Genomic DNA, 22899 nt, shown 5'->3' on the forward strand with positions numbered 1-22899 from the left:
CGGAGCCGCCGCCAGCACGCTTGCGACCAGGAACAACGCCGTGAACCGCACTGGGCCAGTTCACCCCGGCGGAGCCGAAACCGACCAGTCACCGCTGTGGACAAAGCACCTGCTCGGAGCGTGTAAACTCATTGACGCAGTTCGCGTAGGCGAGCTGACTTCGCGTGTCTGCGCCACAACCGGATGTCGACGGTCCCCGAGAGGGGTTCGGCATCTCAGCAGGCACCAGGGCCCGGCCTCACCCGACGCCGGGCGGCAACCGACAAAAAAGGATATGGCCAACCATGGCTGTTGTAACCATGAAGCAGCTGCTTGACAGCGGCACCCACTTCGGGCATCAGACCCGTCGCTGGAATCCCAAGATGAAGCGGTTCATCTTCACCGACCGCAACGGCATCTACATCATCGACCTGCAGCAGACGCTGACCTTCATCGACAAGGCGTACGAGTTCGTCAAGGAGACCGTCGCGCACGGCGGGTCGATCATGTTCGTCGGCACCAAGAAGCAGGCGCAGGAGTCGATCGCGGCCGAGGCCACCCGGGTCGGGATGCCGTATGTCAACCAGCGCTGGCTGGGCGGCATGCTGACCAACTTCTCCACCGTGCACAAGCGCCTGCAGCGCCTCAAGGAACTCGAGGCCATGGAGCAGACCGGCGGCTTCGAGGGACGCACCAAAAAGGAAATCTTGATGCTGACCCGCGAGAAGAACAAGCTGGAGCGCAGCCTCGGCGGTATCCGCGACATGGCCAAGGTGCCGTCGGCCATCTGGGTCGTCGACACCAACAAGGAGCACATCGCCGTCGGCGAGGCCCGCAAGCTGGGCATCCCGGTCATCGCGATCCTGGACACCAACTGCGACCCCGACCTGGTCGACTACCCGATCCCGGGCAATGACGACGCGATCCGCTCGGCGGCGCTGCTGACCAAGGTGATCGCCTCCGCGGTTGCCGAGGGCCTGCAGGCCCGCGCCGGTCAGGGCAACGGCGAGGGCAAGGCGCCCGAAGCGGTCGAGCCGCTGGCCGAGTGGGAGCAGGAGTTGCTGGCTTCGGCGACGACGACAGCCACCACCGCGGCCCCCGAGGCGCCCGCCGCTACCGGCACCACCACCACCGACGCATCGTAGGAAAGGCACACAACAGTGGCGAACTACACCGCTGCCGACGTCAAGCGGCTTCGGGAACTCACCGGCGCAGGCATGATGGACTGCAAGAACGCGCTGGCCGAGAGTGACGGCGACTTCGACAAGTCCGTCGAACTCCTGCGGATCAAGGGCGCCAAGGACGTCGGCAAGCGCGCCGAGCGCGCCACCGCCGAAGGGCTGGTCGCCGCCAAGGGCGGCGCGCTGATCGAGCTGAACTCCGAGACGGACTTCGTCGCCAAGAACGACGAGTTCAAGGCGCTCGCCGACGAGGTCGTCAGCGCCGCCGCGGCGGCCAAGACCTCCGACGTCGAGGAGCTCAAGGCCGCCAAGATCGGGGACCGCACCGTCGGGGAGGCCGTCGAGGCGCTGTCGGCCAAGATCGGCGAGAAGCTGGAGCTGCGCCGGGTCGCCTACTTCGATGGCGCCGTGGAGACCTACCTGCACAAGCGGGCCTCCGACCTGCCGCCGGCCGTAGGTGTCCTGGTCGAGTACAGCGGCGACAACACCGAGGCGGCCCACGCGGTGGCGCTGCAGATCGCGGCGCTCAAGGCCAAGTACCTGACCCGCGACGACGTGCCGGCCGACCTGGTGGCCAACGAGCGGCGCATCGCCGAGGAGACCGCCAAGGAGGAGGGCAAGCCGGAGGCCGCCCTGCCCAAGATCGTCGAGGGCCGGGTCACCGGTTTCTTCAAGGACGTCGTGCTGTTGGAGCAGGCGTCGGTGTCGGATTCGAAGAAGACCGTGAAGGCGCTGCTCGACGAGGCGGGCGTGACCGTGACCCGGTTCGCGCGGTTCGAGGTCGGCCAAGCCTAGGGCGGTTGCGGCGCTCTTGCTAGCGTCTGTGCATGCAACACGTCCATGCTTTCGGTGACGACGCGCTCGGCGACTGTGACGCGGTCGGTCTGGTTGAGCGGATCCGATCGGGCGACGTGTCGCCCGCCGAGCTCGTCGACGCCGCGATCGCGCGGACCGAGGCGGTCAACCCACAGCTGAACGGGCTGGCCTACCAGGCGTTCGACCGGGCTCGCGAGACGGCGCGCGTCGGCGCCAGCGGCTACTTCGCGGGTGTCCCGACGTTCGTCAAGGACAACGTCGACGTCGCCGGGATGCCGACGATGCAGGGCACCGACGCATGGCAGCCGCGGGCCGCCACCGCCGACGGCGATTTCGCCCGGCTGTACCTGGCCACCGGCCTCATTCCGCTGGGTAAGACCCAGCTGTCCGAGTTCGGGTTCAGCGCGGCCGCCGAGCATCCGCGGCTGGGTGCGGTACGCAACCCGTGGAACACCGATCACACCGCAGCGGCGTCGTCGTCGGGATCGGCGGCATTCGTCGCCGCCGGGGTCGTGCCGATCGCCCACGCCAACGACGGCGGCGGCTCCATCCGGATCCCGGCGGCGTGCAACGGGCTGATCGGCCTCAAACCATCGCGGGGCCGGTTGCCGCTGGACCGGGATATGCGCGCCATGCCGCTGCGCATCGTCTACAACGGGGTGGTCACCCGCTCGGTGCGTGATACGGCGGCCTTCTACGCCGAAGCCGAACGGATCTGGCGCAACAGCAAGCTCCCACCGGTCGGTGACGTCAAGGCTCCGGTCGCCGAGCGGCTCAGGATCGCGGTCATCACTCAGTCGATCGCGCGAGAGACCTCGACCGAGATGCGTGAGTTGACCCTGAAAACCGCCGCATTGCTTGAGGAACTCGGCCATCACGTCGACTACCTCGACCGGCCGCCGGTGCCGGCGTACTTCGCCGACGACTTCCTGCTCTACTGGGCGTTCTTGGCGACGGCGCTGGTGCGCGGCGGGCGGCGGATGTTCGGGCCGAGCTTCGATCGCAGCCGGCTGGACAGCCTGACGCTGGGGCTGGATCGTCACGCCACCCGGCGCCTGCACAAGCTGCCGTTGGCGATCGCCCGGTTGGCGAGCGTGCGCCGGCACACCGCCCGGATGTTCCGCGACTACGACGTCGCGCTCACCCCGACACTGGCCCACGAGACGCCGCGCGTCGGCCACCTGGACCCCACCGCCGGCTACGAGCAGGTCATCGACCGGCTGATGGACTGGGTGGCGTTCACCCCACTGCAGAACGTCACCGGTGATCCGGCAATCTCGCTGCCGCTGGCCCAATCCGCGGCCGGACTGCCGGTGGGCATGATGTTCAGCGCCCACCTCGGCCAGGACGCCCGGTTGCTGGAATTGGCCTACGAACTGGAGGCGGCGAAGCCCTGGCCCACCATCACCGACCGGGGCTAGCGGCGATCGCGAGCGCGGCGAAGCGGGCCGCCGCCATCAACCTGGCGTCACTGGTCGCCGATGCGCTCCAGCATCTGCCTGAACCGCTGTTGTTCGCCCGGACTCAGCGCGGCCAGCACCCGGCCGTCGGCGACCCGCACCGCGTCCTCGGCTCGGGTCAGCAACTCCCGGCCGGCGTCGGTCAGTGTCGCGGGCAGCGCCCGCCCAGACGGCACCGATTGCGGCCGGCTCACCGCGCCCCGGTTCTGCAGCCGGTGCAGCACGGTGTTCATGGCTTGCGGTGTGACGCTGGTGTGACGAGCCAATTCGGCGCTGGAGAGTCCCGGGCGCACGGAAAGCACTCGCATGCAGACGAATTCGGGCAGAGTCAGCCCCAACGGTCCGAGCACCGCGGACACCTGTGGGCGCAGCGCCGAGCTGACCCGGTAGAGCAGATAACCCAGCGGAGCCTCGTTCACGTCACCCATATCAAACATATTGACATATATCGGGTCTGCGCCGAGCCGCTATAAGTCGTTTCCCGCGTAAGACAGGTTGAAGCTTTTATTCGTCAGCGGGAAGTCCGGGACGATGGTGTCGGTCATGGTGAGCGGCAGCGCGGGCCAGTTGAACCAGGACGGGTCGACGATCTTGGCGCGGGTGATGGCTCCGTCGGCGCCGGTCTCCACCCGGTGCACGATGCTGCCGCGCCACCCCTCGACGATCCCGACCCCGTAGCCGGCCCCAGCCGGCCCGGGGACCTCCGCCCGAACATCGATCGGCCCGTGGTGACCGTCGATCAGAGTGCGGCACAACGCCACCGAGGCGGCGAATTCGTCGCGGCGGACGGTGTAACGCGCCAGCACATCGCCGGCTGTCGCCGTCACCTCCGTCACCGGCAGATCGGTGATCGGATGGTCGAGGCGGGCATCGGTGACCAGCCCGCTGGCCCGCGCCACATACCCCAGCGTTCCGAGCGCCTCCGCATCTGCGCGGCTCAACACCGAGGTACCGGCGAACCGGTCGTAGATCACCGAGTGGCCGAGCGTCAGCTCGGCGATCTCAGCGACGTCGTCGGCGAGCGCCTGCAGTCGATCCGGATCAGGCAGTGCTTGCAGCACCACGCCTCCCGGCCGGATCGCCTTACGCAGCAGCCGATCTCCGGTCGTTTGCGCGTTGATGCGCAGCAGCTGTTCACGGGCGCGTTGGGCGTGAGCGTTGGCCAGCCCGAAACCGACGTCGTTGGCCAGGGCGCCCATGTCGGCGACATGGTTGTAAAGCCGCTCAAGCTCGACGAGCAAGGCGCGCAGCCGGTGTGCCGGATCTGGCAGTTCGACGCCGAGGGCCTCCTCGACGGCGAGGCTGTGCGCCAGCGCGTGACCGGCGGAGGTGTCACCGCTGATCCGCTCGGCCAGCTCGACCGCGCCGACCGCGGACCGGCCGGCAAAAAGTCGCTCGATTCCGCGGTGCACGAACCACAGCCTCGCTTTGAGGCGCAACACCGATTCGCCGACCACCGAGAACCGGAAATGGCCCGGTTCGATCAGGCCGGCGTGCACCGGGCCGACCGGAATCTCATAGACACCGGCCCCTTCGACGTTGAGGAACGGAAAACCGCCCGCCGCAACGAAGTCCGGCGCCGGCCCGGCGTCGTTACGCATCGGGTGCCAATCCTGTGGCCAGTGCGCGTGCCGGACCAGCCGGCGGGGTTGCGGATGGCCGAGCGGGGTGATCCCGTACAGGTCCTGCATCTCGCGTTCGAAGCGGCCGGCCTGAAACGACAACCGGGCCAGCGAGGGAATCGACGGCCGCTGCGCCGGAATGGTCAGGGTCAGCTCGGTACGACGGTCGGGTCGGCCCGCCAGGAACAGATACACCACCCGCAAGCTGTCGTCGTCGTCGTGGGCGGCCACCAGCGCGAGCCGGAAACCGTCGGCCAGCAGGGCCGCGGCCGCATCGGGCAGCTCGGCAGCGGAGACCGGTTGGCAGTGCTTGATCGGAGCCATCACAGCGCCCCCAGTTGGGTTGCCGCGGCGGTGAACAATCCGGTCAGCGGACCGGCTGTCACGCCCAGCGCAAGGGAGACCAGCACGCCTGTCACCAGTGCGGCAGCGACGGTGGCCGGCACCAGGATCGTCGGGCCGTCGGCACTGGGCGTGCCCAGCAGGATGCGGCCGGACTTGGCCATCAGCGCGGCGAAGGCCACCAGCAGCGCCACCAGCGCCAGCCCCAACGCCCACGCCAGCCGGGCGTCGGCCAGTGCGGTCGCGATCGCCAGCTCGCTGGCGAACATCGCGAACGGGGGCAGGCCGAGCAGCACCAACATCCCCACCGCGAATGCGCCGCCGACCAGCCGTGACCTGCCGAGCACCCCGGTGATCTCGCCGATCGCGGTGGTGCCGTGGGCGGCCTGCAACTGACCGCCGGCCAAGAACAGCACCGTCTTGCCGACACCGTGCGCCAGCACGTGCAACAACAGCGCCGCGACCGCCAGCCGGGTGCCCGCGGCTGCGGCCACCGCCATCAGGCCCATCGTCTCCATCGACGAATAGGCGAGCAGCCGTTTGAGATCGGTGGTGACGGTCAGCAGCAGTGCGGCGATGAGCAACGTCGCCAGGCCGGTGGCCAGCAGCGCGGCCCGCAGGAAAGCGGGGCCGGTCGCGGCGTCGATGATCGGCTTGAGGCGGATCAGCACCGAGAACGCGACCGACAGCAGCACCCCGCTCATCAACGCCGAGACCGGTGCCGGGGCCTGGCTGTGGGCGTCGGCCAGCCAGGTGTGAAACGGTGCCAGGCCCATCTTGGCCCCGTAGCCGATCAGCAGCAGCGCACCGGCCAGCCGGGTCACCGCCGGGTCCAGTGCCGCCGCGTGGGCCGCCAGCACATCGAGGTGCAGCGCGTCGTCGCCGCCGGCGCCGGCGTGGCGGGCGGCGAAGTGCAGTAACACGGTGCCCAGGAACGCGATGGTGATCCCCACCGAACACACCATGACGTATTTCCAGGTGGCCTCCAGCGCGGCACGGCTGCGATGATGCCCGACCAGAAACGCGGTCACCACAGTGGTGGCCTCCACGGCGACCCACACCACGCCGATGTTGTTGGCCGACACCGCCAGAACCATTGCCGCGAGAAACGCCGGGGTGAGGACGCCGTACATGCGTGCCCCACGCCGATCGGTCACCCCGCGGGCCAACTCGGCGTCGACGTAGCCGATGCTTGCCCAGGTGGCCAGGCTGCCGACGACGCCGATCACGATCAGCATGGTCGCCGACAGCGCGTCGGCGCGCAGCAGGCCGTTGAGCGCCAGGTGGGCCCGATCGCCCACCCGGAACCCCAGCGCCACACCACATCCCAGAATTGTCAGTGCCGACGCCAGGGTCGCCACAGCGCTGAGCCGGCGCCAACCCACGGCGAGCGAGAACAGTGACGCCACGACGGGAGCCAGCAGCGGAAGCAGCATCAGCGGTGTCATCAGTCGCGCAGCTCCCGTAACAGGTCCAGATCCACTCCGCCGAAGGTGCTGCGCAGCCGTCCGGTCAGCACGCCGAGCACGATCAGCACGAACAACACGTCCAGTGACGCGCCGAGTTCGACGATCAGCGGAACACCGGCCGTCAGCAGGAAGGCGGTGGCGGCGATCCCGTTGTCCAGCATCAGCAGTCCGACCGCCTGCGAGATGGCATGGCGGCGAGTCGCCATCATGAACAGCGCGATCAGCACGGTGGCGATGGCCGCCGCGGCGGCGGTGGTCGCCGGGTTGCGCTGCAGATCGATGACGGGCTGGGCGATCATGAACGCGACTGCCACCAGGACGGTGACCACCAGCAGTGACGCGGCGGTGCCGACCAGGGGAGTGGCCTCGCGGCGTTCCCGTCGTTCGGCCCCGAGTGCGCGGGCCAGCAGCCACGGCAGCGCGACGGCGCGCACCGCCAACACCGCGATCGCCACCGCGATCAGCGCCCGGTCATGGTCGTGCACCCCGCGAATCAGCGGGATGGCGGCCAGCGCGGCGCCCTGGGCGACCAGCAACCGCTGTACGGTCACCGACAGGTCCCGGCGCCAGACCGCCAGCACCGCGGCCAACAGCACCCCGCCGGCGGCCAGGTCCAGCATGTTGTTGTAGGTCATCCGCCGGCTCCGCTGAAGAAGTTCGCCGCGGTCACCGCAAGCAACGCCAGCAGAAACGACCCGGCCAGCAGTTCGGGCACCCGGAACAGCCGCAACCTGGCGATGAACACCTCCACGGCGGCCAGGGCGGTCGCGAGTAGCGCCACCTTGATCGCGATCGCGCCGGCGCCCACCGCCACGTCGAGCAGGCTCGGGTGCGCCCCGGCGATACCCCAGGGGAAGAACAGGTTCGCCAACAGCGCCAGCAGCACCGTCAGCCGCATGCCGCTCGCCCACTCGACCAGCGCCAACTTGGGTCCGGCGTACTCCAGGACCATGGCCTCGTGCACCATCGTCAGCTCCAGATGGGTGGCCGGGTTGTCTACCGGCAGCCGGCCGGTCTCGGCCACGATGACGATCACCAACGCGACGAAAGCCAGCGCGCTGGCCAACGAGACCACGTGACCCGGGTGCTCGACGGTGTTACCGACGATGGCGCTCAGATTGGCCGACCCCGCCGGAATCGACAGCGCGAACACCGCCACCAGGATGGTCGGTTCGACCAGCGCGGCGATGGTCATCTCCCGGCTGGCGCCCATACCGCCGAACGCCGTCGCGGTGTCGATGCCGGCGAGCGCAAGCGCCACGGTACCGAGGAACAACAGGCCGACAACGGTGATCAGGTCGGCGACCGGGTCCAGCGGCGAATCCGTCGCCACCAGCGGTGCGGCGGCGACGATGACCAGCGTGGTGGCGGCCAGCGCCCCCGGGGCGGCGGCGAACGCCCAGGTGGTTCCCCGCGGATTGAGCAGCTGCTTACCCAGCAGCTTGCGCATATCCCGCCACGGCTGCCCGATCCCCGCGCCGGTGCGGCCTTCGGCCCGCGCTCGGACCTGGCGCATCAGGCCGATCACCAGCGGGGCCCCGGCGATGACACCGGCGACCTGTAGGAAACCGGCCAGATAGGTCATGGTGTTCATCGCGCCACCAGCAGGGCGATCAGCACGCCGATGGCGCCGTAGGCCAGATACAGGTGCACGCTGCCGGTGTGGGCGCGCCGCACCAGCTGCGCGGCGGCGCCGACAGCCCGCGTCACCGGTGTGTACCACCGGTCTTCGATGACGTCGGCGATGCGCGCCCGGTAAGCGATCCGGTCGACTATGTAGGTCGACGGCGCCTGCCCGCTCACCTCGACACCGGTGTCGAACCGCAGCACGTCGTCGAACACCTGCTGTAGCGGTTGGGCGAACGACGTCGCGGTGTACTGCATGCGCGGGGTCAGCTCGTCGGCGCCGCAGGCCCACAGCGGCACGGTGGCCGGCGCGGGCCGCCGCCGCGAACGCCACCGGGAGCCGATCAGCACCAGCAGGACGGCGGCGGCCAGCGCGACGGCCAGCAGGCCCGGGGCCATGGACGCATCCAGGCCGGGCAGGCGCACGAAGACCCCGAGCGTCGGGGAGTCCCCGAAGACCGGCACGGTGGCGATCACGCGGTTGAGCATCGGGGCCACTGCGCCGGGGGCGACGGCCAGCACCACGCACGCCGCAGCGGGCAATGCCATCGCGGCGATCATCGTGTCGGGCGATTCCCGTGCCGCCGCAGCGGCATCCGAGCGCGGGCGGGCCAGGAAGCCGACCCCAAACGCCTTGACCATCGCGGCCACCCCCAGCCCAGCCGTCAGCGCCACCGCGCCCACCGCCAAAGGTGTCACCAGCGCGATCGTGACGTCGTCCCCGGGACGGGCGTTGATCAGCGACTGGATCAGCAGCCACTCACTGACGAAGCCCGCCCCCAGCGGCAACCCGGCGGCGCCGAGCGCGGCCACCCCGAACAGCGCTGTGGTGAGCGGCATTCTGCGGACCAGGCCGCCGAGCCGATCCAGATCGCGCAGGCCGGTCGCGGCCAGCACCGATCCGGCGGCGAAGAACCCGAGGCTCTTGAACGCGCTGTGGGCGATCAGGTGCAGCAGCGCCGCGGTGAGGGCCACCGCGGCGGCCGGCTGCGATCCGGCGCCCGCCAACAACGTCGCGGCGCCCAGCCCCAGGGTGATCAGGCCGATGTGCTCCGTCGTCGAATAGGCAAGCAGCCGTTTGAGATCGGTCGCGACCGAGGCCTGCAACACCCCGTACACCGCCGACACGCCGCCGACGGCCAACAGCGTCAGCGCCCACCATCGTGGGCCGGGGCCCAACAGTTGCATGTCGATGCGGATGATGCCGTAGACGCCGAGATTGACCATGGCGGCACTGAGCAGTGCCGACACCGGACTCGGTGCTTCGGGATGGGCCCGGGGCAGCCACGCGTGTAACGGCAGCAGACCGGCTTTGGAGCCGAAACCGATGAGGGTCAACACGAAGACCGTGTTGCGCACGCCGTCGGGTACCGCGCCGATCCGGGCGAAGTCGTCATCGGCGGTCGCGGCCAGTATCACCATCCCCAGCAACAGCGTCAGGAAGCCCAGCTGCGTCATCACCGCGTAGATCAGGGCGGCCGAACGCACTTCGCTGCGTCGCTGATCGGTGAGCACCAGCACCAGGGAAGTCAGCGCCATCAGCTCCCAGGCGAACAGGAAGGTCGTCACCGACCCCGCCGCCGGAACGGCCAGCAGCGTCACGACGAACACCGGCAGCGCCGTCAGCGGGACGGCGCCGAAGCCCTCGTGTCGGCTGTAGCCGATCCAATACAGGCCGGCAGCCACCGCCACCGCGCCGGTCAGCACCATGAAGAAGCCGCCGAGCGGCTCGACCCGCAGCTGTACGCCCAGCAGCGGCAGCAGCCAGCCGATCCGAACCGCGGGCAGGGCGCCGAACAGCCCGGCCACTCCGGCGCCGAGTCCCGCGGCGCCCAGACCGGCCGTCGCCGCACCGCTGATCAGCGGCCCGAAGGCAGCGCGGGGCGACAACTGCGGAGCAGCGGTGCTCACCGTTCGGTCACCGACCGTAGCGCGGTGACGATCTGGTCGGGGGTGGGCGGGCAGCCGGGGATTGCGATGTCGACCGGCACGACGTCGCCCACCGCGCCCACGGTTCCGTAGGCCTGCGCGAAGACGCCGCGATTGAGCGCGCAGTCGCCGCAAGCGATGACCCGGCGAGGCTGCGGGGTGGCCTCGACGGTATTGCGCAGCGGCTCGGCCATGTTGCGGGTGACCACCCCGGTGACCAGCAGGGCATCGGCGTGCCGAGGTGAGGCGACGAGCCGCGCGCCGAACCGTTCGGCGTCGTACACCGGACCGAACGCGCTGGCGATCTCGACCTCGCAACCGTTGCAGGATCCGGCGTCGACATGGCGGACCTGCACCGAGCCGGCCAGCCCGCTGGGTCGATCGGAGGCCGGCGGCGGGCGGTCGCCGGCCGGTTCGGCGATGCGGCCGAGCGCAAGGATCCTGCTGAGCCAGCTCATCGACGGGCTCGTAGATCGTCGAGGATCGCGACCTGATCGCTGAGCAGCCCGGTCAATGCCTTGCGGGCCACCGCGAGCAGTTCAGTGATCACCGGTGAGGCGATCGAGTAGACCACCGTGTTGCCCTCCTTGGTCGCCGTCACGACTCCGGCGCGCCGAAGCACCCCCAGCTGCTGGGAGAGGTTCGACGCCTCCAGCCCGATCCCGGGCAGCAGTTCGCCGACGCTTCGGTCGCGTTCGGCCAACAGTTCCAGTATCCGGATCCGCGCCGGGTGACCGAGCGTCTTGAAGAACTCGGCCTTCAGTTGGTGCAACGAGTTCGGCACGGCCCCGACCCTAGCAGCGAAATCATCAATTGAAAATATTTTCACCTGTTGTGATGTTCGATTGTCTGCGTCCGCACCCCCGGGCACCGTCTGACCGGCCCGGTAGGGCAGGATGGCAACTGCCGTCGCGGACGTATCTCCGCGATGGCGCTGTCATGCGCGCCAGCCCCCGAGGAGCCTGATGACGGAGCCGACGAGTACCGATCGCGTCTCACCGACCGGCCGCCCCCATTACTCCCGGGTGTTACTCAAACTCGGCGGAGAGATGTTCGGCGGCGGGCAGGTCGGGCTCGACCCCGACGTCGTCGCTCAGGTCGCCCGCCAGATCGCCGAAGTGGTCCGTGACGGTGTGCAGGTCGCGGTCGTGATCGGCGGTGGCAACTTCTTCCGCGGTGCGCAGCTGCAGCAGCGCGGCATGGAGCGGATGCGTTCGGACTACATGGGCATGCTCGGCACCGTGATGAACAGCCTTGCGCTACAAGACTTCCTGGAAAAAGAAGGTATCGACACCCGAGTGCAGACCGCGATCACCATGGGTCAGGTCGCCGAGCCGTATATCCCACTGCGCGCCCAGCGGCACCTGGAGAAGGGCCGGGTGGTGATCTTCGGCGCCGGTATGGGGCTGCCGTATTTCTCCACCGACACCACCGCCGCGCAGCGCGCGCTGGAGATCGGTGCCGAGGTGGTGCTGCTGGCCAAGGCCGTCGACGGGGTGTTCACCGAGGACCCGCGGGTCAACCCCGACGCCGAACTGCTCACCGCGATAACTCACCGCGAAGTCATCGACCGCGGGCTGCGGGTGGCCGACGCCACCGCGTTCAGCCTGTGCATGGACAATGGCATGCCGATCCTGGTGTTCAACCTGCTGGTGGACGGAAACATCGCGCGGGCGGTCGCAGGTGAGAAGATCGGAACACTGGTCACCACCTGAGAGTTCGGTGGGGCACCACCCGCCCCTGGCGGGGGAGAGGAACGGCAAAGATGATCGACGAGGCTCTCTTCGATGCCGAAGAGAAAATGGAGAAGGCCGTGGCGGTGGCCCGCGAGGATCTGGCGACCGTTCGCACCGGCCGGGCCAACCCGGGCATGTTCTCCCGGATCGTCATCGACTACTACGGGTCGCCCACCCCGATCACCCAGCTGTGCAGCATCAACGTGCCCGAGGCACGGCTGGTGGTCATCAAGCCCTACGAGGCCTCCCAGCTCGGCGCCATCGAGACGGCGATCCGCAATTCGGATCTGGGTCTGAACCCCAGCAATGACGGGTCGCTGATTCGGGTGGCGGTGCCGCAGCTCACCGAGGAGCGACGTAAGGAACTGGTCAAGCAGGCCAAGTCCAAGGGTGAGGACGCCAAGGTCGCGGTGCGCAACATTCGTCGCAAGGCGATGGAGGAACTGCACCGTATCCGCAAGGACGGTGACGCCGGTGAGGACGAGGTTGGCCGTGCCGAGAAAGACCTGGACCGCTCCACCCAGCAGTATGTGAGCCAGATCGACGAGCTGGTCAAACACAAAGAAGGTGAGTTGCTGGAGGTCTAGCGACTTCGGCAACCAATCCCCGTGGCAGACAACGACACCGGTGCAGACACCGGTAAGAGGCAGTCGCGGGCGGGACGCAATCTCCCCGCCGCGATCGTGGTGGGGGCGATCCTCGCCGGGATGCTGGTCTACACGTTGCTGTTTGCCCCGCGGTTCTGGGTGCTGATCCTGGCGGTGGCCACCCCGGTCGCGACCCACGAGATCACCAGGAGGCTGCGGGAGGTCGGCTACGACGTCCCGTTCATCCCACTGGCCCTGGGCGGCCAGGCGATGCTCTGGCTGTCGCTGCCGTTCGGCGCCAGGGGGGTGCTCGGCGCGTTCGGCGCCACCGTGGTCATCTCGATGATGTGGCGGCTGGTACACCGCGGGCTGCACATCGCCCCGGTCAACTACCTGCGGGACATGTCCGCGATGGTGCTGATCGCGGTCTGGGTTCCGCTGTGCATGAGCTTCGCGGCGCTGCTGGTCTTTCGCGACGACGGCCCCGGCCGGGTGCTGTGTCTGCTGTTCCCGGTGGTCTTCTCCGACATCGGCGGGTACGCCGTCGGGGTGCTGTTCGGCAAGCGCCCGATGGCGCCGGCGATCAGCCCGAAGAAGTCCTGGGAGGGTTTTGCCGGATCGCTGGTGCTCGGTATCGCCGCGGCGGTGTTCGCGGTGACAATGTTCCTCGACCGGCCGTGGTGGGTGGGCCTGCCGCTGGGGCTGCTGCTGGTATTCACCGGGGTCTTCGGCGACCTGATCGAGTCGCAGGTCAAACGCGACCTGGGCATCAAGGACATGGGTCGGCTGCTGCCCGGACACGGCGGGATCATGGACCGGCTCGACGCGCTGCTGCCGGCGGCCGTGATGACCTGGGTCGTGTTGACCGTCTTGCCGTGAGCCACGGGCATACTGGTACCGATCATGATGCAACAGTTGGTGTTCAGCGCACCGCGACGGGCCCTGCCGCCGCGGCACTTGGCCGATCTCGACGCCGCCGGTCGTGCCGCCGCCGTTGCTGAACTGGGGCTGCCCGCGTTCCGGGCCAACCAGCTGGCCCACCAGTACTACGGCAGGCTGGTCGCCGATCCTCAGCAGATGACCGACCTGCCGGCCACGGTGCGCGCCTCGGTGGCCGAGGCACTGTTCCCCGCCCTGCTGACCGCCGCCGGCGAGATCGAATGCGACGCCGGCGAGACCCGCAAAACTCTGTGGCGGGCCCACGACCACACCAAGTTCGAGTCGGTGCTGATGCGCTACCCCCGGCGCAACACGGTATGCATCTCCTCGCAGGCCGGTTGCGGTATGGCCTGCCCGTTCTGTGCGACCGGCCAGGCCGGACTCACCCGCAACCTGTCCACCGCCGAGATCCTCGAGCAGGTGCGTGCGGCGGCGGTGACATTACGAGATCGAGGCAGTGTTCGATCTGCTGGGGACCGGCTGTCCAACATCGTGTTCATGGGCATGGGGGAGCCGCTGGCCAACTACGCCCGGGTGGTGGCCGCCGTGCGGCGGATCACCGAGCCGCCACCCAACGGGTTCGGCATCTCGGCGCGGTCGGTGACGGTGTCGACGGTCGGACTTGCGCCGGCGATCCGCAAGCTCGCCGATGAGGGGCTCGGAGTGACGCTGGCGCTGTCGCTGCACACCCCCGACGACGAACTACGCGACACGCTGGTCCCGGTCAACAACCGCTGGAAGGTCGACGAGGCGCTCGATGCCGCGCGCTACTACGCCGACGTGACCGGCCGCCGGGTGTCGATCGAGTACGCGTTGATCCGCGACGTCAATGACCAGCCGTGGCGGGCCGATCTGCTGGGCCGCAAGCTGCACCGGGCGTTGGGACAATTGGTGCACGTCAACGTGATTCCGCTCAACCCGACGCCGGGCAGCGACTGGGATGCCAGCCCGAAGCCGGTGGAGCGGGAGTTCGTCCGCCGGGTCCGGGCCCAGGGCGTGGAATGCACGGTGCGGGACACCCGCGGTCGTGAGATCGCCGCCGCGTGCGGGCAACTGGCCGCGGACAGCGAGTAGTTAGCGCAGCGAGCCGCGCTTGCGGCCGATGATGTCGCGCAGCACGACGAACAATGCCAGCGCCGCGAACCCCAGCAGGAAGTAGTCCTCGACGTGACCGATGTGGTTGCCGCGCAGCATCAGCAGCAGGAACCCGACGATCACCAGGCCGAAGATGTGCCAGGTGCGGTAGTTGATCGCGCTCCAACCCCACTCCGCCGACGGCACCTCGGCGGTGTCGACACTTCGGCGCTCCACCTCGGTACTGGCCACTTCGACTCCTTCAGTTCGGTCACCTGCGTAACATTCTGGCATACCGGGATTCAGCCGCCGATCTCGATCGTCGGACCCCGGCGATGCGCGGTCACGGGCCGGCTACCGGCATTACCGTGGACGTCATGGCTGACCAGCCGCTCTCAGAGTTCGCCGTGGCGCCGCCACACAGCGCGCCCGGTGTGACGTCGATGGTGGGCTACCGCGTGCGGGAGGACCCCGCCACCGTTCATCGGGGGATGCCGTCGTCGGCGTTGGTATTCATCGTCAGCCTCGACGACGGGGTGCAGGCAGCCGCCACCGCCGAGGCGTTGCCGGCCGCAAGACCGAGTCCGATCATCTTGGGCGGACTGCACACGCAGGCCAGCCAGGTACGGCAGCGTCGCGGGCAGACCGGAGTGCAGTTGGCCGTGCACCCGCTGGCGTCACGCGCCCTGTTCGGGGTGCCCGCCGCGCAACTCAGCGTGACCGACTTCGATGCGGCACCGGTGCTGGGGCGTGCAGCGGCCGAACTTCACGAACGGGCCGCCGAAGCGCGCGGGTGGCCCGACGCCTTCGCGCTGGTGGCGCATCACCTGCTGGATGCGCACCGTCGCCGTGACGGCGTCACCGTGCGCCCTGAAGTGGCGTACGCCTGGCACCAGCTGGAGCGCAGCCGCGGTACAGCGCCGGTTGGCGCGCTCGCCGAGCAGGTCGGGGTGAGCACGCGGCACCTGATCACGCTTTTTCGCCGCGAAGTGGGCCGAACACCCAAAACGGTGGCCATGCTGATGCGGTTCGAGTACGCGACCGCCTTGATCGCCGACGCTGCGCGCCGGTACCACCGCGTCGATCTGGCCGCCATCGCCGCCGCAGCCGGATACGCCGATCAGGCGCACCTGACCCGCGACTTCGTCCGGTTCGCCGGTGTCCCGCCGGGAGTCTGGCTGGCCGAGGAGTTCCAAAACATTCAAGACGGTGGCCACGGCATCAGGTCACAGTGGTGCTATGACCACTTTCAAGACCACTTCCAATCCGACCGTCTGGGTGACCCTGCAAGCGCATGACCCGATCAAACTCATCGACTATTACGTCGACACCTTCGGCTTCGTCGAGACAGCCCGCCACGGCGTGGACGGCGACACCGTCGCCCACGCCGAACTGATCTGGCCGGAAGGCTGCGGCGGCATCATGCTGGGCAGCCACAAGCCCGGCAACGAATGGTGCCGCGAGCCCGGCACGGCCGGTGCCTACGTCGTCACCGCCGATCCCGACGGTCTCTACCAGCGCGTCGTGAGCCGCAATGCCGATGTGGTGCGTCCGCTGGCCGGCACCGACTACGGCGCCCGCGAGTTCGTCGTCCGCGACCCGGAGGGCAACCTGTGGAGCTTCGGCGACTACACCGGGGAACCACGCGACTGATCTCGGGCACAATGAGCAGGTGAGTGTGTCTGCGGCGAGCCGGACCAGAGTTCTGCTGCTGGGCTCGACCGGCTCGATCGGGACCCAGGCGCTGCAGGTTATCGCCGCCAACCCGGACCGCTTCGAGGTGGTCGGGCTGGCGGCCGGCGGCGGCAACCCGAAGCTGCTGGCCGCTCAGCGCGCCCAGACCGGCGTCAGCAACATCGCCGTGGCCGACGCGCAGGTCGGTGAGGCGCTGGACGCCCCCTACCGCGGGCCCGACGGCGTCACCCGGCTGGTCGAGGAAACCGAGGCCGATGTGGTGCTCAACGCCCTGGTCGGCGCATTGGGGCTGCGACCCACGCTGGCCGCGCTGCGAACCGGGGCCCGGCTGGCACTGGCCAACAAGGAATCACTGATCGCCGGCGGCCCGCTGGTGCTGCAAGCCGCCGCGCCCGGCCAGATCGTGCCGGTGGATTCCGAGCATTCGGCGATCGCTCAGTGCCTGCGCTCCGGCACCGCCGACGAGGTCGCCAGGATCGTGCTCACCGCCTCGGGCGGGCCGTTCCGCGGCTACAGCGCCGCCGAGCTGGCGCACGTCACACCCGAGCAGGCGGGCGCGCATCCGACCTGGTCGATGGGCCCGATGAACACGCTGAACTCGGCATCGCTGGTGAACAAGGGGCTCGAGCTGATCGAGACCCACCTGCTGTTCGGCATCGCCTACGAGCACATCGACGTGGTGGTGCACCCGCAGTCGATCGTGCACTCCATGGTCACCTTCACCGACGGCTCGACGATCGCCCAGGCCAGCCCGCCGGACATGCGCCTGCCGATCGCGTTGGCGCTGGGCTGGCCCGCCCGGGTGCCCGGCGCGGCCGCGGCATGCGACTTCACCAGCGCCTCCAGCTGGGAGTTCGAGCCGCTGGACGACGCGGTTTTCCCGGCGGTGCAGCTGGCGCGGCACGCCGGTCAGACCGGTGGCTGCATGACCGCGGTCTACAACGCCGCCAACGAAGAGGCAGCCGAAGCGTTCCTGGCGGGCCGGATCGGTTTCCCCGCGATCGTCGGCACCATCGCCGAGGTGCTGGGCGCCGCCGACCAGTGGGCCGCGCAACCCGCTACCGTGGATGAGGTACTCGATGCGCAACGCTGGGCCCGCCAACGGGCGGCTCGCGCCGTCGAGGCGGTAGCTATGAGAAAGGTCGGAAGCACCCGATGATGTTCGCGGTCGGCATAGCGCTGTTCGCGCTGGCCATCCTGGTATCGGTGGCCCTGCACGAATGCGGCCACATGTGGGTGGCCCGGGCCACCGGGATGAAGGTGCGCCGCTACTTCGTCGGCTTCGGCACCACGTTGTGGTCGACGCGCCGTGGCGACACCGAATACGGCCTCAAGGCGATCCCGGCCGGCGGTTTCTGCGACATCGCCGGCATGACGGCGGTGGAGGAACTGGCGCCCGATGAGGTCGACCGCGCCATGTACAAGCAGCAGACCTGGAAGCGGGTGGCGGTGCTGTTCGCCGGCCCCGGCATGAACTTCGTCATCGGCCTGGTGCTGGTGTATGCCATCGCCACCATCTGGGGCCTGCCGAACCTGCACGCGCCCACAACCGCGGTCATCGGCGAAACAGCTTGCGTGGCACCGGAAGTCGTCAAGGGGGAACTGGGGAGCTGCTCGGGTCACGGCCCGGCCGCACGCGCCGGCATCCAGCCCGGCGACGTGGTGGTCAAAGTCGGTGACACGCCCGTGGCGACCTTCGAGGAGATGGCCGCCGCCGTGCGCAAACAGCACGGCACCGTCGGCATCGTCGTCGAACGTGACGGCCACCAGTTGACCAAGTACGTCGATGTGACGCCCACGCAGCGTTGGATCGCCGACGGGCGTGACAGCGAGGCGGTTCCCAGCACGGTGGGCGCCATCGGGGTGGGGGCCGCCCAGTTCGGGCCCACCCAGTACAACCCGATCACCGCGGTGCCGGCCACGTTCACCTTCAGCGGTGACCTGGCGGTGCTGCTGGGCAAGTCGCTGGCCAACATCCCTTCGAAAGTCGGCGCGCTGATGCACGCCATCGGCAACCCGAACGGGGAGCGTGACCCGGAGACCCCGATCAGCGTGGTGGGTGCCTCGATCATCGGCGGTGACACCGTCGACCACGGGCTGTGGGTGGCGTTCTGGTTCTTCCTGGCGCAGCTGAACTTCATCCTGGGCGTGCTCAACCTGGTGCCGCTGCTGCCGTTCGACGGCGGGCACATCGCGATCGCGTTGTACGAAAAGCTCCGCAACATGGTTCGCTCGGCACGCGGGAAGGTCGCGGCCGCGCCGGTGAACTATCTCAAGCTGATGCCGGCCACGTACGTAGTGTTGATGGTGGTGGTCGGTTACATGCTGCTCACCGTGACCGCCGACTTGGTCAACCCGATCAGGCTGTTTTGACAGGAGACCCCGCATGTCCGTCGGCCTAGGTATGCCGGCGCTGCCGGCGCCGACACTGGCGCCACGCCGTAAGACCCGCCAGTTGATGGTCGGCGGCGTCGGGGTGGGCAGCGACCACCCGATTTCGGTGCAGTCGATGTGCACCACCAAGACCCACGACGTCGACGCGACGCTGCAGCAGATCGCCGCGCTGACCACGGCCGGCTGCAACATCGTGCGGGTGGCCTGCCCGCGCCAGGAGGACGCCGACGCGCTGGCGACCATCGCGAAGAAGAGCAAGATCCCGGTGATCGCCGACATCCACTTCCAACCGAAGTACATCTTCGCCGCGATCGACGCCGGCTGTGCCGCGGTGCGGGTGAACCCGGGCAACATCAAGGAGTTCGACGGCCGGGTGGCCGACGTCGCCAAGGCGGCCGGCGCGGCCGGTGTGCCGATCCGGATCGGTGTCAACGCCGGCTCGCTGGACAAGCGGTTTTTGACCAAGTACGGCAAGGCCACCCCCGAGGCGCTGGTCGAGTCGGCGCTGTGGGAGGCGTCGCTGTTCGAGGAGCACGGCTTCGGCGACCTCAAGATCAGCGTCAAGCACAATGACCCGGTCGTGATGGTGGCCGCCTACGAGCAACTGGCCGAGCAGTGCGACTACCCGCTGCACCTGGGCGTCACCGAGGCCGGACCGGCGTTCCAGGGCACCATCAAGTCGGCCGTGGCGTTCGGCGCGCTGCTGTCCCGCGGCATCGGCGACACCATCCGGGTGTCGCTGTCCGCGCCGCCGGTCGAAGAGGTCAAGGTCGGCAACCAGATCCTGGAATCGCTCAACCTGCGTCCGCGGGGGCTGGAGATCGTCTCGTGCCCGTCCTGCGGTCGCGCGCAGGTCGACGTCTACAAGCTGGCCAACGAGGTCACCGCCGGGCTGGAGGGGCTCGACATCCCGCTGCGGGTCGCGGTGATGGGATGCGTGGTCAACGGACCCGGTGAGGCCCGCGAGGCGGATCTGGGGGTGGCCTCCGGCAACGGCAAGGGCCAGATCTTCGTCAAGGGCCAGGTGATCAAGACCGTCCCCGAGGCGCAGATCGTCGAGACCCTGATCGAGGAGGCGTTGCGCCTGGCTTCGGAGATGGGCGCGATGGGAGCCGATGCCGGGGACGGAACTCCCGGCGGTGCGCCCACCGTCACCGTAAGCTGAACTGAGCCGATCCGCCGACCGCGCGCGGCACGTCAGTTCGCAAGAAAGAGTCACTATGTCGGCTCCGCCGGATTTCCGCCTCGATCAGCGACGGGTGTCCGTCGCGCGCGACGTCGCCGCGGTGTGGCGAGTGCTCGACGCGGATCCGGTCGGCTCCTGCATGGTTGCGGCCCGCGTCGCCGACCACGGTGTCGATCCCCGTTCCATCGGCGGGGAACTGTGGACGCGCGGCGGCGTGGACGAATCGCTGTGCTACGCCGGGGCGAACCTGATACCGCTGCGCGGGACGCCGGCCGACCTGACCGCCTTCGCCGACAAGGCGGTGAGCGCCATCCGGCGCTGTTCATCGCTGGTCGGCCGTGCCGAGTTGGTGTTGCCGATGTGGCAGCGCCTGGTAGATGTCTGGGGTCCGGCCCGCGACGTGCGCGAGAGCCAGCCACTGATGGCATTGCGCACCATGCCCGAGTGCCCGATGGACCCGGAGGTTCGTCAAGTGCGCCCGGACGAACTCGACGCCTACCTGGTGGCGGCCGTCGACATGTTCATCGGCGAAGTCGGGGTGGATCCGCGGCTCGGTGACGGTGGCCGCGCCTACCGCCGCCGGGTGGCCAACCTGATCGCGGCCGGCCGGGCGTGGGCTCGGTTCGAACGTGGCGAGGTGGTGTTCAAGGCCGAGGTGGGCTCGCAGTCACCGGCAGTGGGGCAGATCCAGGGCGTCTGGGTGCACCCCGAACGACGGGGCCAAGGGCTGGGCTCCGGGGGCACCGCGATGCTGGCCGCGGTGATCGTCGGCACCGGCCGCGTCGCCAGCTTGTACGTCAACGATTTCAACGAGGTGGCTCGGGCCACCTACGAGCGGGTCGGATTCACCCAGGCCGGCACCTTTGCGACCGTGTTGCTGGACTGAGCGGATGCGCGCTGCCGCGAACTTCTCGCCGAAGCTCGCGACCTTCTCGCCGAAGCTGTAGTTGGCGCGGACAAGTTCGAGTAGCGGACACGCTAGCTACAGCCTCGGTGCGCCTCCGCGCCTCAACCGTTTCCATTTCGTAACATCTGCCTCAATGACAACTGCAAACTCACTAGCCACACGAGTCACAGGCCTGTTCGCGGTGCTGCTCACCGTGGCCGGCCTGTCGGCGTGCACGCCCCGCCCGGACGGCCCGGGGCCCACCGCCGAGCGGTTCTTCGCCGCGCTGGCCACCGGTGACACCGCGACCGCCGCCGAGCTCAGCGACGACCCGGCCACCGCCCGCAGCGCCCTCAACGCGGCCTGGGCAGGATTGCAGGCCGAGCACCTCGACGCCCAGGTCATCGGTACGCGCTACAACGACGACACCGGCACGGTGTCCTACCGCTACACCTGGCGGCTGCCGAAGAACCGCGCCTGGTCCTATGACGGCCAGCTCAAGATGGTGCGCAACGAAGGGCACTGGGCGGTCCGCTGGACGGCGACCGGCCTGCATCCCAAGCTCGGGGAACACCAGACCTTCGCGCTGCGGGCCGATCCGCCGCGCCGCGCCTCGGTCAACGAGGCCGGCGGTACCGACGTGTTGGTGCCCGGCTACGTCTACCACTACGAACTCGACGCCGGCCGGGCCGGGCGGAACCTGATGCGCACCGCGGGTGCGGTGATCGAGGCGCTGCGGCCGTTCGACGACACTCTGGGCGACCCGCAACGGCTCGCCGAGCAGGCCAGTTCGTCGGTCACTCCGCTGGGCCTGATCACGCTGCGCAAGAACGACCACGATCGCGTCGAGGCGGCGATCGGCGCGCTGCCCGGGGTGGTGATCACCCCGCGTCCGGAGCTGCTGCCCACCGACGACCGGTTCGCGCCGGTGCTCGTCGGTGAGGTGAAGAAAGCCGTTGCGAACCGACTCGACGGCGAGGCGGGCTGGCGCGTCGTGAGCGTCAACCAGAACGGTGTCGACGTGGCGGTGCTGCACGAAGTCGACCCGTTACCGGCACCGTCGCTGACGATCAGCCTGGACCGATCGGTTCAGCGTGCCGCCCAGAACGCGGTCAACACCCGCGGCAACCAGGCGATGATGGTGGTGATCAAACCGTCGACCGGCGAGCTGCTGGCGGTCGCGCAGAACGCCGCCGCCGACGCCGACGGCCTGGTCGCGACCACCGGTCTGTACCCGCCCGGCTCGACGTTCAAGATGGTCACCGCCGGCGCGGCGATCGAACGGGACATGGTCTCGCCGAATTCGATGGTGGGCTGTCCCGGCAGCCTTGACATCGGCCAGCGCACCATCCCCAACTACGGCGGGTTCGACCTGGGCATGGTGTCGATGTCGCGGGCCTTCGCCAACTCGTGCAACACCACGTTCGCCGAGCTGGCCAGCCGGATGCCGCCGCGGGCGCTCTCCCAGGCGGCCAGCCGGTACGGGATCGGGGTCGACTACCTGGTGGACGGCATCACCACCGTCACCGGTTCGGTGCCGCCGACGGTGGATCTGGCCGAACTGACCGAGGACGGATTCGGCCAAGGCAAGGTGCTGGCCAGCCCGTTCGGCGTCGCGCTGGCCGCCGCGACGGTGGCCGCCGGCAAGACGCCGGTGCCCCGGCTGATCGAGGGCCGGCCGACCACCGTCAACGGCCCGGTGGGCCCGCCGGTGAGCGACGAGATGCTCGACGGCCTGCGTCAGATGATGCGGCTGGTGGTCACCGACGGCACCGCCCGGGCACTGGCCGGATGCGGACCGGTATTCGGTAAGACCGGCGAGGCCGAGTTCGCCGGCGGGTCGCATTCCTGGTTCGCCGGCTACCGCGGCGACATGGCTTTCGCGGCGCTGATCGTCGGCGGTGGGAGCTCGGAGTACGCGGTGCGGATGACCAAGGTGATGTTCGACTCGCTGCCGGACAACTTCCTGCTCTGACCG

Annotated in this window: 23 protein-coding genes; 14 read left to right on the forward strand and 9 right to left on the reverse strand. The window is 69.1% G+C overall.

Annotated features, from left to right (window positions below):
• Nucleotides 1–284: 284 nt before the first annotated feature.
• The 3 genes from rpsB to DQP56_RS08690 are packed head-to-tail and all read left to right on the forward strand — an operon-like array spanning nucleotide 285 to nucleotide 3397.
• Nucleotides 285–1124, forward strand: a complete 840-nt coding sequence (gene rpsB / locus DQP56_RS08680) for a 30S ribosomal protein S2 (RefSeq protein WP_112684550.1) — start codon at nucleotides 285–287, stop codon at nucleotides 1122–1124.
• 15 nt (nucleotides 1125–1139) lie between these two features.
• Nucleotides 1140–1955 carry a translation elongation factor Ts gene (gene tsf / locus DQP56_RS08685; RefSeq protein ID WP_112684551.1) on the forward strand — a complete coding sequence of 272 codons (816 nt, stop codon included), beginning with the start codon at nucleotides 1140–1142 and terminating at the stop codon, nucleotides 1953–1955.
• 32 nt (nucleotides 1956–1987) lie between these two features.
• On the forward strand, nucleotides 1988–3397 hold the full coding sequence (locus DQP56_RS08690) for an amidase (RefSeq protein ID WP_112684552.1): 1410 nt from the start codon (nucleotides 1988–1990) through the stop codon (nucleotides 3395–3397).
• A 47-nt stretch (nucleotides 3398–3444) separates the two neighbouring features.
• Here the strand turns inward: DQP56_RS08690 and DQP56_RS08695 are convergent, their stop codons facing one another.
• The 8 genes from DQP56_RS08695 to DQP56_RS08730 are packed head-to-tail and all read right to left on the reverse strand — an operon-like array spanning nucleotide 3445 to nucleotide 11208.
• Complete coding sequence (locus DQP56_RS08695; protein ID WP_112684553.1) at nucleotides 3445–3864, reverse strand: MarR family winged helix-turn-helix transcriptional regulator; 420 nt, start codon at nucleotides 3862–3864, stop codon at nucleotides 3445–3447.
• A 39-nt stretch (nucleotides 3865–3903) separates the two neighbouring features.
• On the reverse strand, nucleotides 3904–5382 hold the full coding sequence (locus tag DQP56_RS08700; RefSeq protein WP_112684554.1) for a hydrogenase large subunit: 1479 nt from the start codon (nucleotides 5380–5382) through the stop codon (nucleotides 3904–3906).
• Entirely contained in the window at nucleotides 5382–6848 is a 1467-nt protein-coding gene (locus tag DQP56_RS08705) for a proton-conducting transporter transmembrane domain-containing protein (RefSeq protein WP_112684555.1), read from the reverse strand. The genes DQP56_RS08700 and DQP56_RS08705 overlap by 1 nt, the downstream gene beginning before the upstream one ends.
• Nucleotides 6848–7504, reverse strand: a complete 657-nt coding sequence (locus DQP56_RS08710; RefSeq protein ID WP_112684556.1) for a hypothetical protein — start codon at nucleotides 7502–7504, stop codon at nucleotides 6848–6850. The genes DQP56_RS08705 and DQP56_RS08710 overlap by 1 nt, the downstream gene beginning before the upstream one ends.
• The gene (locus DQP56_RS08715) at nucleotides 7501–8454 is read right to left on the reverse strand and encodes a respiratory chain complex I subunit 1 family protein (RefSeq protein ID WP_112684585.1); all 954 of its coding nucleotides are present in this window, start codon (nucleotides 8452–8454) and stop codon (nucleotides 7501–7503) included. The genes DQP56_RS08710 and DQP56_RS08715 overlap by 4 nt, the downstream gene beginning before the upstream one ends.
• 5 nt (nucleotides 8455–8459) lie before the next feature.
• Entirely contained in the window at nucleotides 8460–10406 is a 1947-nt protein-coding gene (locus tag DQP56_RS08720) for a proton-conducting transporter transmembrane domain-containing protein (RefSeq protein ID WP_112684557.1), read from the reverse strand.
• Nucleotides 10403–10882: an NADH-quinone oxidoreductase subunit B family protein gene (locus tag DQP56_RS08725; protein WP_112684558.1), complete on the reverse strand. Its 480-nt coding sequence runs from the start codon at nucleotides 10880–10882 to the stop codon at nucleotides 10403–10405. Before DQP56_RS08725 ends, DQP56_RS08720 begins: the two co-directional genes overlap by 4 nt.
• Nucleotides 10879–11208, reverse strand: coding sequence for an ArsR/SmtB family transcription factor (locus DQP56_RS08730; RefSeq protein ID WP_112684559.1), 330 nt, complete (start codon nucleotides 11206–11208; stop codon nucleotides 10879–10881). Before DQP56_RS08730 ends, DQP56_RS08725 begins: the two co-directional genes overlap by 4 nt.
• A gap of 181 nt (nucleotides 11209–11389) precedes the next feature.
• On the opposite strand from DQP56_RS08730, the gene pyrH reads away from it, so the two are divergent.
• The 4 genes from pyrH to rlmN are packed head-to-tail and all read left to right on the forward strand — an operon-like array spanning nucleotide 11390 to nucleotide 14760.
• Complete coding sequence (gene pyrH / locus DQP56_RS08735) at nucleotides 11390–12139, forward strand: UMP kinase (RefSeq protein ID WP_112684560.1); 750 nt, start codon at nucleotides 11390–11392, stop codon at nucleotides 12137–12139.
• Between the two features lie 50 nt (nucleotides 12140–12189).
• Nucleotides 12190–12747, forward strand: a complete 558-nt coding sequence (gene frr / locus DQP56_RS08740; protein WP_112684561.1) for a ribosome recycling factor — start codon at nucleotides 12190–12192, stop codon at nucleotides 12745–12747.
• A 21-nt stretch (nucleotides 12748–12768) separates the two neighbouring features.
• Entirely contained in the window at nucleotides 12769–13626 is an 858-nt protein-coding gene (locus DQP56_RS08745) for a phosphatidate cytidylyltransferase (protein WP_112684562.1), read from the forward strand.
• 24 nt (nucleotides 13627–13650) lie between these two features.
• Nucleotides 13651–14760, forward strand: coding sequence for a dual-specificity RNA methyltransferase RlmN (gene rlmN / locus DQP56_RS08750; RefSeq protein ID WP_112684563.1), 1110 nt, complete (start codon nucleotides 13651–13653; stop codon nucleotides 14758–14760).
• On the opposite strand, the gene DQP56_RS08755 is transcribed toward rlmN, so the two are convergent.
• On the reverse strand, nucleotides 14761–15012 hold the full coding sequence (locus DQP56_RS08755; RefSeq protein ID WP_112684564.1) for a DUF2631 domain-containing protein: 252 nt from the start codon (nucleotides 15010–15012) through the stop codon (nucleotides 14761–14763).
• 191 nt (nucleotides 15013–15203) lie between these two features.
• Here DQP56_RS08755 and DQP56_RS08760 point away from each other — a divergent pair, with 191 nt between their 5' ends.
• The 7 genes from DQP56_RS08760 (at nucleotide 15204) to DQP56_RS08790 (ending at nucleotide 22896) form a co-directional block, all read left to right on the forward strand.
• On the forward strand, nucleotides 15204–16058 hold the full coding sequence (locus DQP56_RS08760; protein ID WP_165824951.1) for a helix-turn-helix domain-containing protein: 855 nt from the start codon (nucleotides 15204–15206) through the stop codon (nucleotides 16056–16058).
• Nucleotides 16000–16413, forward strand: a complete 414-nt coding sequence (locus tag DQP56_RS08765) for a VOC family protein (protein ID WP_112684565.1) — start codon at nucleotides 16000–16002, stop codon at nucleotides 16411–16413. Before DQP56_RS08760 ends, DQP56_RS08765 begins: the two co-directional genes overlap by 59 nt.
• 19 nt (nucleotides 16414–16432) lie before the next feature.
• A complete protein-coding gene (gene dxr / locus DQP56_RS08770) occupies nucleotides 16433–17614 on the forward strand; it encodes a 1-deoxy-D-xylulose-5-phosphate reductoisomerase (protein ID WP_205868827.1) in 1182 nt (393 codons plus the stop codon).
• Nucleotides 17611–18828, forward strand: a complete 1218-nt coding sequence (locus DQP56_RS08775) for a M50 family metallopeptidase (protein ID WP_112684566.1) — start codon at nucleotides 17611–17613, stop codon at nucleotides 18826–18828. The genes dxr and DQP56_RS08775 overlap by 4 nt, the downstream gene beginning before the upstream one ends.
• A gap of 13 nt (nucleotides 18829–18841) precedes the next feature.
• Nucleotides 18842–20014, forward strand: a complete 1173-nt coding sequence (gene ispG / locus DQP56_RS08780; RefSeq protein WP_112684567.1) for a flavodoxin-dependent (E)-4-hydroxy-3-methylbut-2-enyl-diphosphate synthase — start codon at nucleotides 18842–18844, stop codon at nucleotides 20012–20014.
• A gap of 55 nt (nucleotides 20015–20069) precedes the next feature.
• Nucleotides 20070–20921, forward strand: coding sequence for a GNAT family N-acetyltransferase (locus tag DQP56_RS08785; protein ID WP_112684568.1), 852 nt, complete (start codon nucleotides 20070–20072; stop codon nucleotides 20919–20921).
• Nucleotides 20922–21075: 154 nt separating this feature from the next.
• Entirely contained in the window at nucleotides 21076–22896 is a 1821-nt protein-coding gene (locus tag DQP56_RS08790; RefSeq protein WP_112684569.1) for a penicillin-binding transpeptidase domain-containing protein, read from the forward strand.
• Nucleotides 22897–22899: the final 3 nt, after the last annotated feature.

The organism is Mycolicibacter senuensis (assembly GCF_003284925.1).
Lineage (GTDB): Bacteria > Actinomycetota > Actinomycetes > Mycobacteriales > Mycobacteriaceae > Mycobacterium > Mycobacterium algericum_A.

Excerpts from the sequence above, each read along its gene's own strand:
- frr (WP_112684561.1), top strand. The coding sequence starts at position 12,190 with ATGATCGACGAGGCTCTCTTCGATGCCGAAGAGAAAATGGAGAAGGCC.
- rlmN (WP_112684563.1), top strand. The coding sequence starts at position 13,651 with ATGATGCAACAGTTGGTGTTCAGCGCACCGCGACGGGCCCTGCCGCCG.
- DQP56_RS08715 (WP_112684585.1), bottom strand. The coding sequence starts at position 8,454 with ATGACCTATCTGGCCGGTTTCCTACAGGTCGCCGGTGTCATCGCCGGG.
- DQP56_RS08700 (WP_112684554.1), bottom strand. The coding sequence starts at position 5,382 with ATGGCTCCGATCAAGCACTGCCAACCGGTCTCCGCTGCCGAGCTGCCC.
- DQP56_RS08790 (WP_112684569.1), top strand. The coding sequence starts at position 21,076 with ATGACAACTGCAAACTCACTAGCCACACGAGTCACAGGCCTGTTCGCG.
- DQP56_RS08710 (WP_112684556.1), bottom strand. The coding sequence starts at position 7,504 with ATGACCTACAACAACATGCTGGACCTGGCCGCCGGCGGGGTGCTGTTG.
- DQP56_RS08690 (WP_112684552.1), top strand. The coding sequence starts at position 1,988 with ATGCAACACGTCCATGCTTTCGGTGACGACGCGCTCGGCGACTGTGAC.
- DQP56_RS08705 (WP_112684555.1), bottom strand. The coding sequence starts at position 6,848 with ATGACACCGCTGATGCTGCTTCCGCTGCTGGCTCCCGTCGTGGCGTCA.
- rpsB (WP_112684550.1), top strand. The coding sequence starts at position 285 with ATGGCTGTTGTAACCATGAAGCAGCTGCTTGACAGCGGCACCCACTTC.
- pyrH (WP_112684560.1), top strand. The coding sequence starts at position 11,390 with ATGACGGAGCCGACGAGTACCGATCGCGTCTCACCGACCGGCCGCCCC.
- DQP56_RS08785 (WP_112684568.1), top strand. The coding sequence starts at position 20,070 with ATGTCGGCTCCGCCGGATTTCCGCCTCGATCAGCGACGGGTGTCCGTC.
- DQP56_RS08695 (WP_112684553.1), bottom strand. The coding sequence starts at position 3,864 with ATGGGTGACGTGAACGAGGCTCCGCTGGGTTATCTGCTCTACCGGGTC.
- DQP56_RS08760 (WP_165824951.1), top strand. The coding sequence starts at position 15,204 with ATGGTGGGCTACCGCGTGCGGGAGGACCCCGCCACCGTTCATCGGGGG.
- DQP56_RS08725 (WP_112684558.1), bottom strand. The coding sequence starts at position 10,882 with ATGAGCTGGCTCAGCAGGATCCTTGCGCTCGGCCGCATCGCCGAACCG.
- DQP56_RS08765 (WP_112684565.1), top strand. The coding sequence starts at position 16,000 with ATGACCACTTTCAAGACCACTTCCAATCCGACCGTCTGGGTGACCCTG.
- DQP56_RS08775 (WP_112684566.1), top strand. The coding sequence starts at position 17,611 with ATGATGTTCGCGGTCGGCATAGCGCTGTTCGCGCTGGCCATCCTGGTA.
- ispG (WP_112684567.1), top strand. The coding sequence starts at position 18,842 with ATGTCCGTCGGCCTAGGTATGCCGGCGCTGCCGGCGCCGACACTGGCG.